Here is a 16160-nt window from a genome sequence, read left to right as displayed (position 1 = left end):
ATGTGATTAGCGCCCATGCGGCAAGGAGCCCTCGTGCCCACAGTTGAAATGGAACGTCGCCAGGTGGTGGTGATCGGTGCCGGGCCTTCCGGTGCCATCGCGGCCGCGCTGTTAAAGCGCAAAGGGCATGATGTATTGATCATCGAGCGCGAGCATTTCCCGCGCTTCTCGATTGGCGAAAGCCTGCTGTCACACTGCATCGATTTTATCGAAGAAGCCGGCATGCTCGACGCAGTGCAAGCGGCAGGCTTCCAGGTCAAAACCGGCGCGGCCTTCGCCTGGGGCGAGCGCTACAGCGCCTTTGATTTCAGCGACACCTTCAGCAACGGCAAGCCCACCACCTTCCAGGTGCAGCGCGGCGAGTTCGACAAATTGCTGGCCGACCAGGCGGCGCTGCAAGGCGTGGAAATCCGCTATGGCCAAACCATTGTCGGCGTGGATTTTTCTGCCGAGAGCCGGTATTTGCATGTGCGCCGCCAGAATGGCAGTGAGTACCACCTCAAGGCCAGGTTCGTGCTCGATGCCAGTGGCTATGGCCGTGTGTTGCCACGCCTGCTGGACCTGGAAGCACCGTCGAATTTCCCGCTGCGCCAGGCCGTATTCACCCACGTCGAAGACCGTATCGAACACCCAGGCTTTGACCGCAGCAAAATCCTGGTGACCACTCACCCGACCCAGCGCGACATCTGGTTCTGGACCATCCCGTTCAGTAACGGCCGTTGCTCGGTGGGCGTGGTCGCGGCCAAGGAGCATTTCGAGGGCGCCGACAGCGACCTCGACGCCTGCCTGCGCTGCTTTATCGAGCAAACCCCAAGCCTGTCCGGCGTGCTGCAAAATGCCGTGTGGGACACCCCGGCGCGCACGATCGGCGGCTACGCGGCCAACGTCAAAACCCTGCACGGCCCAGGTTTTGCGCTGCTGGGCAACGCGGCGGAATTCCTCGACCCGGTGTTCTCTTCCGGCGTGACCATTGCCATGCGTTCGGCGAGCATGGCCGCGGGTGTGCTGCACCGCCAATTGAGCGGCGAAACGGTGGACTGGCAAACCGAGTTTGCCGAGCCGCTCAAGCGCGGTGTCGATACCTTCCGTTGCTACGTCGAAGGCTGGTATGCGGGCACGTTCCAGGACGTGATTTTCCATCCTGGCAGTTCACCGGAGATTCGCCGCATGATCAGCTCAATCCTGGCCGGTTACGCCTGGGATGAACGCAACCCGTTTGTCAGCGAGCCGAAGCGGCGCTTGCGGATGTTGTCGGATATTTGTGCGAGTGAAGCGGTATGAGCAGCCCTGGCGTTGAAAAAAACTACCTGAGTCAAAACTACGTCGAAGAAACCAAGTTCGGTTTCTGGTTCCTGCGCAGCCATACCTGGCAGCATCACGTGTTGCGCGTGGCGATCAATGACCTGCGCAGCCTGTTCAGCGAGCCGCTACCGGTGGCGCCGGTGTTGTTGGATGCTGGTTGCGGCCAGGGCAAATCCTTCCAGTTGCTGCATCAGGTGTTCGCACCTTCGCGCCTGATCGGCCTGGATGCCGACCCCCACAGCCTGGCACTGAGCCGCGAAGAAGCTGCGCGCCTGGGGCTGGACGTCGAACTGATCGGCAGCGACTGCGCGACCCTCAACGTGCCGGATGCCAGCGTCGATATCCTGTTCTGCCACCAGACCTTCCATCATCTGGTGGAACAACATCGCGCACTCAAGGAGTTCTATCGGGTGCTCAAGCCGGGCGGCTATCTGCTGTTTGCCGAATCCACCGAAGCCTACATCGACACCTGGGTGATTCGCTGGCTGTTCCGCCACCCGATGCATGTGCAAAAGAGCGCCGAAGAGTACTTGGAGATGCTGCGCGAGCAGGGCTTTGAGTTCGCTGCACAGAACATTTCGTACCCTTACTTGTGGTGGAGCCGTTCCAGTGACTTCGGCCTGCTGGAACGCTGGGGCCTGCGCAAGGCACCACCCGTGGGCCAGCGCGAGGAAACCCTGGTCAACTGCGTAGCGCGTAAACCTGTGGAGAATGCGGCCCCATGATGCGCCTGCTGTTGATAAGTTGCCTGCTGCTGCTCGGCGCCTGCGCCAGCCAGGCACCGTTGCCGGAAAAAACCCCGGCCCTGGCCTTGCCGATGCAACTGCATGTGCAGCGCCTGGCGGACGGCCAGAGCCAGGACTGGCTGCTGGTGATCCAGCGCGAAGGCCGCGCGATTCGCTGGTCGATGATGGACCCGCTGGGCATTCCCCAGGCCCGGCAAAAACTGCTTGATGGGCAGTGGCAGGCCGACGGGTTGCTGCCGCCCAATCCCCAGGCACGGGAGTTGTTTGCCGCGCTGCTGTTTGCCCTGACCCCGGCTGGTGATGTGCCCGCGTTGTATCCGCACGCTCAGGCGATGGACCTGACGCGCACGCTGCCGAGCCACTGGCAAATCATCTATCAGTCTTCCGAGGTGTTCAGCGTGAACATGGCCGGCCAGCCGCTGAGTTACCGCATCACCCCGCTGGGTGTGAGCCGATGACCGCCTACCTCAATGCCCTTGGCGTGATCTGTGCCCTTGGCCGTGGCCAGGCCGAGGTCAGCCGTAACCTGTTCGCCGGCGATTGCTCAGGCATGCGCGCCGAAAGCGGCTGGGTGCCGGAGCGCGTAGTGCCGGTGGCCGCCGTACAGGGCGAGCTGGCAAGCCTGCCCCCAGAGCTGGCCGAGCAAAGCAGCCGCAATAACCAGTTGCTGCTGGAAGCGGCGCTGCAGATCAAGGATGAGATTCGTCAGGCCATCCAGACCTACGGCCCTGGCCGGGTCGGGGTTGTGCTCGGCACCAGCACGTCGGGCATTGACGAAGCCAGCCGTGGCATTGCCCATTACCTGCAAAACACGCAGTTCCCCGCTGACTACGATTACCAGCAACAGGAACTCAGCGCCCCGGCCAACTTCCTCGCCGACTGGTTGAACGTGAGCGGCCCGGCCTATGTGATTTCCACCGCCTGCACCTCCAGCGCCCGTGCATTGATGAGCGCCCAGCGCCTGTTGGACCTGGGGGTGTGCGATGCGGTGATCTGCGGCGGCGTGGACAGCCTGTGCAAGCTGACGCTGAACGGGTTTACCGCGCTGGAAGCCGTGTCTGCGGAGCGCTGTAATCCGTTCTCGGTGAACCGCAACGGCATCAATATCGGTGAAGCGGCGGTGCTGTTCCTGATGAGCCGCGAGCCGGCCCCCATCGCCTTGCTGGGCAGCGGCGCCAGTTGCGACGCGCACCATATCTCTGCGCCCGAGCCCAGCGGCAAGGGCGCGTTGCTGGCCATGCGCAAGGCCCTGGCCAGTGCAAAGCTTTCGCCCGAGCAGATCGGCTACCTGAACCTGCACGGCACCGCAACCCAACACAACGACGCCATGGAAAGCCTGGCGGTCGCCAGCCTGTTTCCAGGCGGCGTCGCCTGCTCATCGACCAAGCCCATGACCGGCCACACCCTCGGCGCTGCCGGGGCACTGGAAGCCGCGTTCTGCTGGCTGAGCCTGACCCATCGCCTGCTGCCACCCCACGTATGGGACGGCCACCCCGACCCGGCGCTGCCCGCGTTGCAATGGGCGCGCAGCGGCGACAGCTTGAAAAAACCCTGCCTGATGAGCAACTCGTTTGCCTTCGGCGGTAACAATGTCAGCCTGATAATCGCAGAGGCCCCATGATCGATTGGCCACTTGCCGAACTGCTGCCCCATGCGGGCGACATGATCCTGATCGACCAGGTGCTGTCGTTCGATGAAGAGCAGATCCGCACCCGCGTCACCGTCAAGCCCGGCGGCCTGTTCAACCGTGCTGACGGCAGCCTGCCCGCCTGGGTCGGCATCGAGCTGATGGCGCAAAGCGTCGCCGCCTATGCCGGTTGCCATGCGCGCCAGCAAGGCAAGGCCGTGGAGCTGGGTTTCCTGTTGGGCACACGTAAGTTCGAGTGCAACGTGGAGCACTTTCCGGCCGGCCTCGAGCTGAATATCCACGGCCTGCGCTCCCTGGAAGACGACAACGGCATGGGCGTGTTCGAATGCCACCTCACCGGCGACGGTATCCAGGCCAGCGCGCGCTTGAACGTATTTCGACCGCCCCAGGCGGCCAACTATTTAGCTGAATCGAAGGACGAAACGCCATGACTGAATCCGTACTGGTCACCGGCTCCAGCCGTGGCATCGGCCGCGCCATTGCCCTGCGCCTGGCCCAGGCCGGCCATGACATCGTGCTGCATTGCCGCAGCGGCCGTGCCGAAGCCGACGCGGTACAGCTCGAGGTCCAAGCCCTGGGGCGCAAGGCCCGCGTGCTGCAGTTCGACGTGGCGGATCGCGCTGCATGCAAAGAGATCCTTGAGGCCGATGTGGAGCAGCATGGCGCCTATTACGGCGTGGTGCTCAATGCCGGCCTGACCCGCGACGGCGCCTTCCCTGCCCTGTCGGAAGACGATTGGGATGTGGTGATGCGCACCAACCTGGATGGTTTCTACAACGTGCTGCACCCGGTGATGATGCCGATGATTCGCCGCCGCGCCGCCGGGCGCATCGTGTGCATCACCTCGGTGTCCGGGCTGATCGGCAACCGCGGCCAGGTCAACTACAGCGCCTCCAAAGCCGGCTTGATCGGCGCAGCCAAGGCGCTGGCCATCGAGCTGGGCAAGCGCAAGATCACCGTCAACTGCGTGGCGCCGGGCCTGATCGACACCGCGATGCTGGATGAAAACGTACCGGTAGAAGAACTGATGAAAATGATCCCGGCCCAGCGCATGGGCACGCCGGACGAAGTCGCTGGCGCCGTGAACTTCCTGATGTCCGCCGAAGCCGGCTATATCACGCGCCAGGTGCTGGCCGTGAACGGGGGCCTGTGCTGATGAAGCGCGTTGTCGTCACCGGCATGGCCGGCGTGACCTCCCTGGGCAGCGACTGGGACACCATCGCCGCGAACTTTCGCGCCAACCGCAGCGGCATCCGGCGCATGGATGAGTGGGACCGTTTCACCGAGTTGAACACGCGCCTGGCCGGCCCTATCGACGATTTCGTCGTGCCCGCGCACTGGACGCGCAAGCAGCTGCGCAGCATGGGCCGCGTCTCGCGCCTGGCGGTGTGGGCAGCAGAGCAGGCCTTGCAGGACGCCGGCTTGCTCGGTGACGAGTCGATCAAGGACGGGCGCATGGGCGTGGCCTGTGGTTCGTCCACCGGCAGCACCGATGAGATCAAGGCGTTCGGTAATATGCTGCTCAACTCGGTGGCCGAGGGGCTCAATGCCAACTCTTATGTGCGCATGATGCCGCACACCACGGCGGCGAATATCAGCATCTTTTTTGGCCTCACCGGCCGGCTGATTCCCACCTCCAGCGCCTGCACCAGCGGCAGCCAGGGCATTGGCTACGCCTATGAGGCGATCAAGTTCGGGCGTCTGCCGTTGATGCTCGCAGGCGGCGCGGAAGAACTGTGCCCCACCGAAGCCATGGTGTTCGATGCGTTGTACGCCACCAGCCTGAAAAACGATGCGCCGCAAACCAGCCCGCGCCCCTACGACAGCGGCCGCGACGGCCTGGTGATCGGTGAAGGTGGCGGCATGTTGGTACTGGAAGAATTGGAGCACGCGTTGGCGCGAGGCGCGCATATTCACGCGGAACTGGTCGGTTTCGGCAGCAACGCCGACGGCCAGCACACCACCCGCCCGGAACAGAAAACCATGCGCCGCGCCATGGAGCTGGCCCTGGAGGACGCAGGTCTTGAACCGTCCGCCATCGGCTACGTGAACGGCCACGGCACCGCCACCGACCAGGGCGACATTGCTGAAACCCTGGCCACCAGCAGCCTGTTTGGCAGCCGCATGCCGATCAGTTCGCAGAAGAGTTTCCTGGGGCACACCCTGGGCGCGTGCGGGGCGCTGGAGTCGTGGTTCAGCATCGAGATGATGAACCGCGACCAGTACGTGCACACCTTCAACCTGGACGCGGTCGACCCGCAATGCGGCGAGCTGGACTACCTGCAAGGTGGCTTTCGCCAGATGCACAACGACTACGTGATGAACAACAACTTTGCCTTCGGCGGCGTCAACACCTCGTTGATCTTCCGCCGCTGGGCCTGACTTTTTAATCGACTGGAGAAAACGGAATGTCTTCCCTGCTACGCGCTACCCTGATCACCCTGGCCCTGCTGACCACGGCTGGCTGCACCAGCAAACCGGTGCTCAACACCCAGCACGAGTTACCGGCCACAAGCCAGGTCAGCGAAGAAAAAATGAAGCAAGTGATCGTCGCCGCTCTGCAAAAACGCGAGTGGACGGTACAACGCCTGAGCCCACAACTGGTGCAGGCCGAGATCACCGTGCGCGGCCAGTTCTACGCCGCCATCGACATCCGCTACACCCGCAACAGCTACGCCATCACCTACCGCGACAGCCGCGACCTGGGCTACAAGGACGGCAAGATCCATCGCAACTACAACCGTTGGGTGAGCATGCTGGATCGGGATATTCTGGCGGGGCTGCGTACTTACAGCGTGAATGAAGCAAATACTTCGCCCCAAAACTGACCCCCCTGTGGCGAGGGAGCTTGCGCCCGCGCCACAGGTTATTGAGCGGCCTTACGCGTCAACAACTCCACAAACCCTTTCGCCATCGGCGTTTGCGCGCCCTTACGCTGCACCAGCCACACCGCCGTCACCGCCTGCGGGTCGAGCAAGGTGCGATAGACCACGCCGTCAATGCGGATGCGCTGGTAAGACGCCGGCAACACCGACACCCCCAACCCCGCCGCCACCAGGCCGATGATGGTCATTGCTTCCCCTGCTTCCTGGGCAAAGTGCGGGCTGAACCCGGCGTCGCGGGCCAGGTTGAGCAACTGCGCGTACAAGCCGCTGCCGTAACTGCGCGGGAAGAACACAAAAGGCTCCTCGGCCAATTGCTCCAGGTGCAAGCCGCGCTCGCTGCCGTGGGCCAATGGGTGGCCGGCGCTCAGTACCGCGACTAATGGCTCGCGCATCAACTCGATCACGTTCAGTGAGTCGGGCAAGGGCAAAGGCCGCATCAACCCAACCTGAATCGACTCGTCCACCAGCGACTCGGCCACTTGGGTGCTGCTCATTTCTTGCAGGTTCAGATGCACCGCCGGGAATGCCTGGCGGAAGGCAAAGATCGCCTGGGGAATGCTGGCGTTGAACGGCGCAGACGAGGTGAAGCCGATCTTCAATTCACCCAGTTCCCCCAACTGCGCACGCCGCGCCACATCTGCCGCCTTGTCGACCTGGGCCAGTACCAAGCGTGCCTCTTGCAAGAACAAGCGCCCTGCCTCGCTCAGCTCGACCCGACGATTGGTGCGCTCGAACAAGCGTGCGCCCAGCTCGTGTTCCAGCGCCTGGATCTGCTGGCTCAGGGGTGGCTGCGAGATGCCCAGCACCTGCGCGGCGCGGCCGAAGTGCAGTTCTTCGGCAACGGCGATGAAGTAGCGCAAATGGCGGAATTCCATGCAAGCCTCATTAGGTCGTAAAAACTATCAAACAGGTCGAACAATATATTGGAAAGAATCATTAGCCAGCTATATTCTTTTTTGCATTGTCAGTCCTGGCAGACTTTCCTCCCCGAGGTCCCCCGTGAATCCTGCTGTTGCTCCACTTGCCCAACACACCCCGCCCTCAGCCCTCGATGAGGTGGTGGCGCAGCTTAATGACGCGTACATCGAAAAAGGCACGCCGATGTTCATGCGCACGGTGCTGGCGCTGTTCTCCGGCGGCTTCGCCACGTTTGCCTTGTTGTATTGCGTGCAGCCGATGATGCCGGCGCTGTCCCATGAATTTTCCATCAATGCGGCGCAAAGCAGCCTGATTCTGTCCGTCGCCACCGCGATGCTCGCCTGCGGCCTGCTGATCACCGGGCCGATATCCGACAGGCTGGGGCGCAAGCCGGTGATGGTTGCCGCGTTGTTCTGTGCGGCGCTGGCCACCATCGCCAGCGGCTTGATGCCGAGCTGGGAGGGCATCCTGTTGATGCGCGCACTGGTGGGCCTGTCCTTGAGCGGCCTGGCCGCCGTGGCCATGACCTACCTCAGCGAAGAGATCCACCCGCAGCACATCGGCCTGGCCATGGGCCTGTATATCGGCGGCAATGCGATTGGCGGCATGAGCGGGCGCCTGATCATCGGCGTATTGATCGACTTCGTCAGTTGGCACACCGCAATGCTGATCATCGGTGCCCTGGCGTTGATCGCTGCCACGGTGTTCTGGAAGATCCTCCCCGAATCGCGCAACTTCCGCGCCAGCAGCCTCAAGCCGCGCAGCCTGGTGGACGGCTTCGTCATGCACTTCAAGGACGCCGGCCTACCGTGGCTGTTCCTTGAAGCCTTCCTGCTGATGGGCGCCTTCGTGACGATGTTCAACTACATCGGCTATCGCCTGCTGGCCTCACCCTATGAGCTGAGCCAGGCGGTGGTCGGCCTGCTATCAGTGGTGTACCTGTCGGGCATCTACAGCTCGGCCAAGATCGGCTCCCTGGCCGACCGCCTCGGTCGCCGTCGGGTGCTGTGGGCTACCATCGTGCTGATGCTCGCCGGCATCGCCCTGACACTGTTCACCCCGTTGTGGCTGGTGGTGCCAGGCATGCTGGTGTTCACCTTCGGGTTCTTCGGCGCCCACTCGGTCGCCAGCAGCTGGATCGGCCGCCGTGCGGTGAAAGCCAAGGGGCAGGCGTCGTCGCTCTACTTGTTCTGCTACTACGTGGGGTCGAGCATTGCCGGGACGGCGGGAGGGTTCTTCTGGCATTTTGCCGGGTGGAACGGGATTGGCGGATTCATTATCGCGCTACTGATCGGCGCGTTGCTGGTGGCGTTGAAGCTGGCGAAGTTGCCGCCACTGGGGAATATGCAGACCTGACGCGATTGGCTTTATGTGGGAGCTGGCTTGCCTGCGATGGCGGTGTTGAATTCGCCGCCGCCATCGCAGGCAAGCCAGCTCCCACAGTTTGTTTTGCGTTTTACTCGTGGTACTGCGCCGACAGTTCGTGCACTGCGCGCAAGAACGCACCCGCGTGCTCCGGGTTCACTTCCGGGGTGATACCGTGGCCAAGGTTGAACACGTGGCCACTGCCTTTGCCGTAGCTAGCCAGGATGCGCCCTACTTCGGCGCGGATCGCTTCTGGCTTGGCGTACAGCACGGTCGGGTCCATGTTGCCTTGCAGGGCCACCTGGTTGCCGACGCGACGGCGCGCTTCGCCGAGGTCACAGGTCCAATCCAGGCCCAGTGCATCCGCGCCCGCGTCGGCGATGCTTTCCAGCCACAGGCCGCCGCCTTTGGTGAACATGATCACCGGCACCTTGCGGCCTTCGTGTTCACGGATCAGGCCGCTGACGATCTTGCGCATGTAGGCCAGGGAGAATTCCTGGTACGCCGCCGCCGACAGGTTGCCGCCCCAGGTATCGAAGATCTGCACCGCTTGCGCACCGGCCATGATCTGGCCGTTGAGGTAGGACGTGACCGACTGCGCCAGCTTGTCCAGCAACAGGTGCATGGCTTGCGGGTTGTCGTAGAGCATGGCCTTGGTCTTGCGGAAGTCTTTCGACGAGCCGCCTTCGACCATGTAGGTGGCCAGGGTCCATGGGCTGCCGGAGAAGCCGATCAGCGGCACGCGGCCGTTGAGCTCGCGGCGGATGGTGCTCACGGCGTCCATCACGTAGCCCAGGTCTTTGTGTGGATCAGGGATCGGCAGGGCTTCGATATCGGCCAGGGTGCTGACGACCTTCTTGAAACGCGGGCCTTCGCCGGTTTCGAAGTACAGGCCTTGGCCCATGGCGTCGGGGATGGTGAGGATATCGGAGAAGAGGATGGCCGCGTCCAGTTGTGGGTAGCGGTCCAGCGGCTGCATCGTGACTTCGCAGGCGAACTCCGGGTTCATGCACAGGCTCATGAAATCGCCCGCATTGGCGCGACTGGCGCGGTATTCCGGCAGGTAGCGACCAGCTTGACGCATCATCCACACCGGGGTGACGTCTACGGGTTGCTTGAGCAGGGCACGAAGGAAACGGTCGTTCTTGAGGGCAGTCATGTCGGCATCCGCAAAAAAAGTGCGGGCATTTTCTCAGAGCGCGACGCAAAAGGCACGGAATGCACCGTGCCTTTTGTCTATCGGGTCAATTTGTCGCGGCAATGCCGCCGCAGGATCGTTCCCACGCTCCGCGTGGTAACGCCTCCTGTGACGCTCCGCGTCATGCTGTTCGGGACGCGGAGCGTCCCTGGCGGCATTCCCACGCGGAGCGTGGGAACGATCATCAGACTTGCAGGTAGTCCAGGATGCCTTCGGCGGCGTTACGGCCTTCGAAGATCGCGGTGACCACCAGGTCAGACCCGCGCACCATGTCGCCACCGGCGAAGATTTTCGGGTTGCTGGTCTGGTGCTTGTACTGGCCTTGTTCCGGGGCTACAACGCGGCCCTGGCTGTCGGTCTGGATTTCGAACTGCTCAAACCACGGCGCCGGGCTTGGGCGGAAGCCGAAGGCGATGACCACGGCGTCGGCCGGGATGATCTCTTCGGAACCCGGGATCGGCTCGGGGCTGCGACGCCCACGGGCATCCGGTTCGCCGAGACGGGTCTCGACCACCTTCACACCTTCCACACGGTCTTCACCGACAATAGCGATCGGCTGGCGGTTGTAGAGGAATTTCACGCCTTCTTCCTTGGCGTTCTTCACCTCTTTGCGCGAGCCGGGCATGTTGGCTTCGTCACGGCGATAAGCACAGGTCACCGACTTGGCGCCCTGGCGGATCGAGGTGCGGTTGCAGTCCATCGCGGTGTCGCCACCGCCCAGCACCACGACCTTCTTGCCCTTCATGTCGACGAAATCTTCCGGCGACTTTTCAAAGCCCAGGTTGCGGTTGACGTTGGCGATCAGGAAGTCGAGCGCGTCATACACGCCTGGCAAGTCCTCACCGGCAAAGCCGCCCTTCATGTAGGTGTAGGTGCCCATGCCCATGAACACCGCATCGTATTCGGCGAGCAGTTGCTCCATGGTAATGTCTTTGCCGATTTCGGTATTGAGACGGAACTCGATACCCATGCCGGTGAACACTTCACGACGGTGGCTCAGTACAGTTTTTTCCAGCTTGAATTCAGGAATACCGAAGGTCAGCAGGCCACCGATTTCCGGATTCTTGTCGAACACCACCGGAGTCACGCCGCCACGCACCAACACGTCGGCACACCCAAGGCCCGCCGGGCCTGCGCCGATGATCGCGACGCGCTTGCCAGTCGGCTTGACCTTGGACATGTCCGGGCGCCAGCCCATGGCGAACGCCGTATCGGTGATGTACTTCTCCACCGAGCCGATGGTCACCGCGCCGAAACCGTCGTTGAGGGTGCAGGCCCCTTCACACAAGCGGTCTTGCGGGCACACCCGGCCGCAGACTTCCGGCAGGGTGTTGGTCTGGTGCGACAACTCGGCGGCGGCGAGGATGTTGCCCTCGGCCACCAGTTTGAGCCAGTTGGGAATGAAGTTGTGCACCGGGCACTTCCATTCGCAATACGGGTTACCGCACCCCAGGCAGCGGTGGGCCTGGTCGGCCGAGTGTTGGGGTTTGAAGGGTTCGTAGATCTCCACGAACTCTTTCTTGCGTTGACGCAACAGTTTCTTCTTCGGATCTTTGCGCCCGACATCGATGAACTGGAAGTCGTTATTCAGACGTTCAGCCATGTTAAAACCTCATCAAACTGTTCAGACGCATATCACTGCGGGTTGGCACGGATGCTGGAAAGCAACGATTTCAGGTTGGCAGCCTTGGGCTTGACCAGCCAGAAACGACGCAGGTAATCATCGAGGTTTTCGGCGAGGTTGCGACCCCATTCGCTGCCGGTTTCCTCGACGTACTCGTCCAGCACGTGCTGCAAGTGGTTCCGGTAGGATTCCATGGCTTCGCCGCTGATGCGCTGGATCTCGACCAACTCGTGGTTGACCTTGTCGACGAAGGTGTTGTCCTGGTCGAGCACGTAGGCGAAACCGCCGGTCATGCCCGAACCGAAGTTGTAACCGGTCTTGCCCAGTACTGCGACAAAGCCTCCGGTCATGTACTCGCAGCAGTGATCGCCAGTGCCTTCCACCACGGTGTGGGCACCGGAGTTACGCACGGCGAAACGCTCACCGGCAGTACCTGCGGCAAACAGCTTGCCACCGGTGGCGCCGTACAAGCAGGTGTTGCCGATGATGGCACTGTCCTGGGTCTTGTACACGCTGCCAGCCGGCGGGACGATGACCAGCTTGCCGCCGGTCATGCCCTTGCCCACGTAGTCGTTGGCGTCGCCTTCCAGGTACATGTGCAGGCCACCGGCGTTCCACACGCCGAAGCTCTGGCCCGCAGTGCCCTTGAAGCGGAAGGTAATCGGCGCTTTCGCCATGCCCTGGTTGCCGTGCTTGCGCGCGATTTCGCCGGAGATGCGTGCGCCGATGGAACGGTCGCAGTTGCAGATATCCAGCGCGAATTCGCCACCGCTGGCGTCGTTGATCGAGGAGCCGGCCATTTCGACCATTTTCTCGGCCAGCAGGCCTTTGTCGAACGGTGGGTTGCGGTCCACCTGGCAGAATTGTGGCTTGTCTGCCGGGATGTGATCGCTGCCCAACAGCGGCGTGAGGTCCAGATGTTGTTGCTTGGCGGTCTGGCCTTCGAGGATGTCCAACAGGTCGGTGCGACCGATCAGCTCTTCCAGCGAACGTACGCCCAGCTTGGCCAGCCACTCACGGGTTTCTTCGGCGACGTAGGTGAAGAAATTCACCACCATGTCGACGGTGCCGATGTAGTGATCCTTGCGCAGTTTTTCGTTCTGAGTCGCTACGCCGGTAGCGCAGTTGTTCAGGTGGCAGATACGCAGGTATTTGCAGCCCAGGGCGATCATGGGCGCAGTGCCGAAGCCGAAGCTTTCGGCGCCGAGGATCGCGGCCTTGATCACATCGAGGCCGGTTTTCAGGCCGCCGTCGGTCTGTACTCGCACCTTGCCGCGCAGATCGTTGCCGCGCAGGGTCTGGTGGGTTTCGGCCAGGCCGAGTTCCCACGGTGCACCGGCGTACTTGATCGAGGTCAGCGGCGAAGCGCCGGTGCCGCCATCGTAGCCGGAGATGGTGATCAGGTCGGCATAGGCCTTGGCCACACCGGCGGCGATGGTGCCGACGCCGGCTTCTGCCACCAGTTTCACCGAGACCAGGGCCTGCGGGTTGACTTGTTTGAGGTCGAAGATCAGCTGCGACAAGTCTTCAATCGAGTAGATGTCGTGGTGCGGCGGTGGCGAAATAAGGGTCACGCCCGGTACGGCGTAACGCAGCTTGGCGATCAGGCCGTTGACCTTGCCGCCTGGCAGTTGACCACCCTCACCCGGCTTGGCGCCTTGGGCCACCTTGATCTGCAGCACCTCGGCATTCACCAGGTACTCCGGGGTCACGCCGAAACGGCCGGTGGCCACCTGCTTGATTTTCGAGCTTTTGAGCGTGCCATAGCGCGCCGGGTCTTCGCCGCCTTCGCCGGAGTTGGAACGCGCACCCAGGCGGTTCATGGCTTCGGCCAGGGCCTCGTGAGCTTCCGGCGACAAGGCGCCCAGGGAAATACCGGCGGAGTCGAAGCGCTTGAGGATCGACTCCAGCGGCTCGACCTGGCTGATGTCCATCGGCGTGTCCAGGGTCTTCACCTTGAACAGGTCGCGGATCATCGACACCGGGCGGTTATCCACCAGGCTCGTGTATTCCTTGAACTTGGCGTAGTCGCCCTGCTGCACAGCGGCTTGCAGGGTGTTGACCACGTCCGGGTTGTAGGCGTGGTATTCACCACCGTGCACGAACTTGAGCAGGCCACCTTGCTGAATCGGCTTGCGCGCGCTCCAGGCTTCGGCGGCCAGGGCTTTCTGTTCGGCTTCGATGTCGACGAAACGCGCGCCCTTGATGCGGCTCGGCACGCCACGGAAACTCAGCTCGCAGACTTCTTCGGACAAGCCGATGGCTTCGAACAACTGCGCGCCGCGGTACGAGGTGACGGTGGAGATGCCCATCTTCGACAGGATCTTCAGCAGGCCCTTGGTGATGCCCTTGCGGTAGTTCTTGAACACCTCATAGAGGTCGCCCAGCACTTCACCGGTACGGATCAGGTCACCCAGCACTTCATACGCGAGGAACGGGTACACCGCCGAAGCGCCGAAACCGATCAGCACCGCAAAGTGATGCGGGTCGCGGGCGGTGGCGGTTTCCACGAGGATGTTGGAGTCGCAACGCAGGCCTTTTTCGGTCAAGCGGTGGTGCACCGCACCGGTCGCCAGGGATGCGTGGATCGGCAACTTGCCCGGCGCGATGTGGCGGTCGGTGAGTACGATCTGGGTACGACCGGCCCGCACAGCTTCTTCAGCCTGGTCAGCAACGTTACGCACCGCGGCTTCAAGGCCCAGGCTCTCGTCGTAGTTCAGGTCGATGATCTGGCGGTCGAAGCCTGGACGCTCCAGGGTCATCAGCGAACGCCACTTGGCCGGGGAAATGACCGGCGAGCTGAGGATCACGCGCGAGGCATGCTCAGGCGATTCCTGGAAGATGTTGCGCTCGGCGCCGAGGCACACTTCCAGGGACATCACGATGGCTTCACGCAGCGGGTCGATCGGTGGGTTGGTCACCTGAGCGAACTGCTGGCGGAAATAATCGTACGGCGTGCGCACGCGCTGGGACAGCACGGCCATTGGCGTGTCGTCGCCCATGGAGCCGACGGCTTCGTAGCCTTGCTCACCGAGGGGGCGCAGCACCTGGTCGCGCTCCTCGAACGTGACCTGGTACATCTTCATGTATTGCTTGAGCTGGTCGACGTCATAGAAAGCCGAACCGTGGTCGTTGTCTTCCATGGTCGCCTGGATGCGCAGGGCGTTCTTGCGCAGCCATTGCTTGTACGGGTGACGCGACTTCAAACGGTTGTCGATGGCGTCGGTGTCGAGGATCTGCCCGGTTTCGGTGTCCACGGCCAGGATCTGGCCAGGGCCGACACGGCCTTTGGCGATCACGTCTTCCGGCTTGTAGTCCCACACGCCGATTTCCGAGGCGAGGGTGATGAAACCGTTGGTGGTGGTCACCCAACGCGCCGGGCGCAGGCCGTTACGGTCGAGCAGGCACACCGCGTAGCGGCCGTCGGTCATGACCACGCCGGCCGGCCCGTCCCACGGCTCCATGTGCATCGAGTTGTACTCGTAGAACGCACGCAGGTCCGGGTCCATAGTCTCGACGTTCTGCCACGCAGGCGGAATGATCATGCGCACGCCACGGAACAGGTCGATGCCGCCGGTAACCATCAGCTCAAGCATGTTGTCCATGCTGGAGGAGTCGGAACCCACGCGGTTGACCAGCGGGCCGAGCTCTTCGAGGTCCATCAAGTCGTTGGCGAACTTGGTGCGCCGGGCCTGGGCCCAGTTGCGGTTGCCGGTGATGGTATTGATCTCGCCGTTGTGGGCGAGGAAGCGGAATGGCTGGGCCAGCGGCCATTTCGGCAAGGTGTTGGTGGAGAAGCGCTGGTGGAACACGCAGATCGCGGTTTGCAGGCGCTCATCGCTCAGGTCTGGATAGAAGGCGGTGAGGTCCGCCGGCATCATCAGGCCTTTATAAATGATGGTCTTGTGGGAAAAGCTGCAGATGTAGTGGTCGGTGTCGGCGGCGTTGAGCACCGACGAACGACGACGGGACGTGAACAGCTTGATCGCCATGTCCTGGTCGCTCAGGCCATCGCCTGCGATGAACACTTGTTCGATCTGCGGCAGGCGCTCCAGGGCCAGGCGGCCGAGCACGCTGGTGTCGATGGGCACTTTGCGCCAGCCGACGATCTGCAGGCCGGCGGCGGCGATCTCGCGGTTCATGTTCTCGCGAGCGGCTTCGGCTTTTACCGGGTCCTGGTTGAAAAACACCATACCCACGGCGTACTGCTTGGGCAGTTCAACCGCAAATTGCTCTTTAGCGACAGCGCGCAGGAACTGGTCGGGCTTTTGAATCAGCAAGCCACAGCCGTCACCGGTCTTGCCGTCGGCGTTGATCCCACCGCGGTGGGTCATGCAGGTCAGGGCCTCGATGGCCGTTTGCAAAAGGGTATGACTGGGTTCGCCCTGCATGTGGGCTATCAGGCCGAAACCGCAGTTATCCTTGAATTCATCGGGTTGGTACAGACCTGCTTTCATAGACACTTTCTCACCAG

General features: G+C 62.5%; 13 protein-coding genes. 9 read left to right on the top strand and 4 right to left on the bottom strand.

Annotated elements, in window-relative coordinates:
• The first annotated feature begins 33 nt into the window (after positions 1-33).
• The 8 genes from E1K68_RS02960 to E1K68_RS02925 are packed head-to-tail and all read left to right on the top strand — an operon-like array spanning position 34 to position 6524.
• Positions 34-1281, top strand: coding sequence for an NAD(P)/FAD-dependent oxidoreductase (locus E1K68_RS02960; RefSeq protein ID WP_212613758.1), 1248 nt, complete (start codon positions 34-36; stop codon positions 1279-1281).
• Complete coding sequence (locus tag E1K68_RS02955; protein WP_034134715.1) at positions 1278-2027, top strand: class I SAM-dependent methyltransferase; 750 nt, start codon at positions 1278-1280, stop codon at positions 2025-2027. Before E1K68_RS02960 ends, E1K68_RS02955 begins: the two co-directional genes overlap by 4 nt.
• Positions 2024-2506, top strand: coding sequence for a hypothetical protein (locus E1K68_RS02950; protein ID WP_212613757.1), 483 nt, complete (start codon positions 2024-2026; stop codon positions 2504-2506). The genes E1K68_RS02955 and E1K68_RS02950 overlap by 4 nt, the downstream gene beginning before the upstream one ends.
• On the top strand, positions 2503-3669 hold the full coding sequence (locus E1K68_RS02945; protein ID WP_212613756.1) for a beta-ketoacyl-[acyl-carrier-protein] synthase family protein: 1167 nt from the start codon (positions 2503-2505) through the stop codon (positions 3667-3669). The genes E1K68_RS02950 and E1K68_RS02945 overlap by 4 nt, the downstream gene beginning before the upstream one ends.
• Positions 3666-4127, top strand: coding sequence for a hotdog family protein (locus tag E1K68_RS02940; protein ID WP_212613755.1), 462 nt, complete (start codon positions 3666-3668; stop codon positions 4125-4127). Before E1K68_RS02945 ends, E1K68_RS02940 begins: the two co-directional genes overlap by 4 nt.
• Positions 4124-4852: a 3-oxoacyl-ACP reductase FabG gene (fabG, locus tag E1K68_RS02935; protein ID WP_003187929.1), complete on the top strand. Its 729-nt coding sequence runs from the start codon at positions 4124-4126 to the stop codon at positions 4850-4852. Before E1K68_RS02940 ends, fabG begins: the two co-directional genes overlap by 4 nt.
• The gene (locus E1K68_RS02930) at positions 4852-6078 is read left to right on the top strand and encodes a beta-ketoacyl-ACP synthase (protein WP_003187928.1); all 1227 of its coding nucleotides are present in this window, start codon (positions 4852-4854) and stop codon (positions 6076-6078) included. Before fabG ends, E1K68_RS02930 begins: the two co-directional genes overlap by 1 nt.
• A gap of 26 nt (positions 6079-6104) precedes the next feature.
• Positions 6105-6524 (top strand): hypothetical protein, encoded by a 420-nt coding sequence (locus E1K68_RS02925; RefSeq protein WP_003187927.1) that lies wholly within the window; start codon positions 6105-6107, stop codon positions 6522-6524.
• A gap of 38 nt (positions 6525-6562) precedes the next feature.
• Here the strand turns inward: E1K68_RS02925 and E1K68_RS02920 are convergent, their stop codons facing one another.
• A complete protein-coding gene (locus E1K68_RS02920; RefSeq protein ID WP_014716587.1) occupies positions 6563-7456 on the bottom strand; it encodes a LysR family transcriptional regulator in 894 nt (297 codons plus the stop codon).
• A 124-nt stretch (positions 7457-7580) separates the two neighbouring features.
• Between E1K68_RS02920 and E1K68_RS02915 the strand changes: the two genes are divergently transcribed.
• A complete protein-coding gene (locus E1K68_RS02915) occupies positions 7581-8855 on the top strand; it encodes an MFS transporter (protein WP_034134712.1) in 1275 nt (424 codons plus the stop codon).
• A gap of 100 nt (positions 8856-8955) precedes the next feature.
• Here E1K68_RS02915 and hemE read toward each other — a convergent pair whose 3' ends face one another.
• The 3 genes from hemE to gltB form a co-directional block, all read right to left on the bottom strand.
• Positions 8956-10023, bottom strand: coding sequence for a uroporphyrinogen decarboxylase (hemE, locus tag E1K68_RS02910; RefSeq protein ID WP_003187922.1), 1068 nt, complete (start codon positions 10021-10023; stop codon positions 8956-8958).
• A gap of 223 nt (positions 10024-10246) precedes the next feature.
• Positions 10247-11665 carry an FAD-dependent oxidoreductase gene (locus E1K68_RS02905; RefSeq protein WP_003187920.1) on the bottom strand — a complete coding sequence of 473 codons (1419 nt, stop codon included), beginning with the start codon at positions 11663-11665 and terminating at the stop codon, positions 10247-10249.
• A 32-nt stretch (positions 11666-11697) separates the two neighbouring features.
• Positions 11698-16143, bottom strand: coding sequence for a glutamate synthase large subunit (gene gltB / locus E1K68_RS02900; protein WP_057709583.1), 4446 nt, complete (start codon positions 16141-16143; stop codon positions 11698-11700).
• Positions 16144-16160 lie beyond the last annotated feature (17 nt).

Source organism: Pseudomonas sp. B2021 (genome assembly GCF_018135665.1).
In the GTDB taxonomy this organism is placed as follows: Bacteria; Pseudomonadota; Gammaproteobacteria; order Pseudomonadales; family Pseudomonadaceae; genus Aquipseudomonas; species Aquipseudomonas lactis.
The sequence above is the reverse complement of the archived record's forward strand: the minus strand, read 5'-3'. Positions and strand labels throughout refer to the sequence as shown.

What these genes read in the sequence shown, in the direction of transcription:
- E1K68_RS02955 (WP_034134715.1), top strand. Translation starts at nt 1,278, where the DNA reads ATGAGCAGCCCTGGCGTTGAAAAAAACTACCTGAGTCAAAACTACGTC.
- E1K68_RS02950 (WP_212613757.1), top strand. Translation starts at nt 2,024, where the DNA reads ATGATGCGCCTGCTGTTGATAAGTTGCCTGCTGCTGCTCGGCGCCTGC.
- E1K68_RS02945 (WP_212613756.1), top strand. Translation starts at nt 2,503, where the DNA reads ATGACCGCCTACCTCAATGCCCTTGGCGTGATCTGTGCCCTTGGCCGT.
- E1K68_RS02940 (WP_212613755.1), top strand. Translation starts at nt 3,666, where the DNA reads ATGATCGATTGGCCACTTGCCGAACTGCTGCCCCATGCGGGCGACATG.
- fabG (WP_003187929.1), top strand. Translation starts at nt 4,124, where the DNA reads ATGACTGAATCCGTACTGGTCACCGGCTCCAGCCGTGGCATCGGCCGC.
- E1K68_RS02930 (WP_003187928.1), top strand. Translation starts at nt 4,852, where the DNA reads ATGAAGCGCGTTGTCGTCACCGGCATGGCCGGCGTGACCTCCCTGGGC.
- E1K68_RS02925 (WP_003187927.1), top strand. Translation starts at nt 6,105, where the DNA reads ATGTCTTCCCTGCTACGCGCTACCCTGATCACCCTGGCCCTGCTGACC.
- E1K68_RS02920 (WP_014716587.1), bottom strand. Translation starts at nt 7,456, where the DNA reads ATGGAATTCCGCCATTTGCGCTACTTCATCGCCGTTGCCGAAGAACTG.
- hemE (WP_003187922.1), bottom strand. Translation starts at nt 10,023, where the DNA reads ATGACTGCCCTCAAGAACGACCGTTTCCTTCGTGCCCTGCTCAAGCAA.
- E1K68_RS02905 (WP_003187920.1), bottom strand. Translation starts at nt 11,665, where the DNA reads ATGGCTGAACGTCTGAATAACGACTTCCAGTTCATCGATGTCGGGCGC.
- gltB (WP_057709583.1), bottom strand. Translation starts at nt 16,143, where the DNA reads ATGAAAGCAGGTCTGTACCAACCCGATGAATTCAAGGATAACTGCGGT.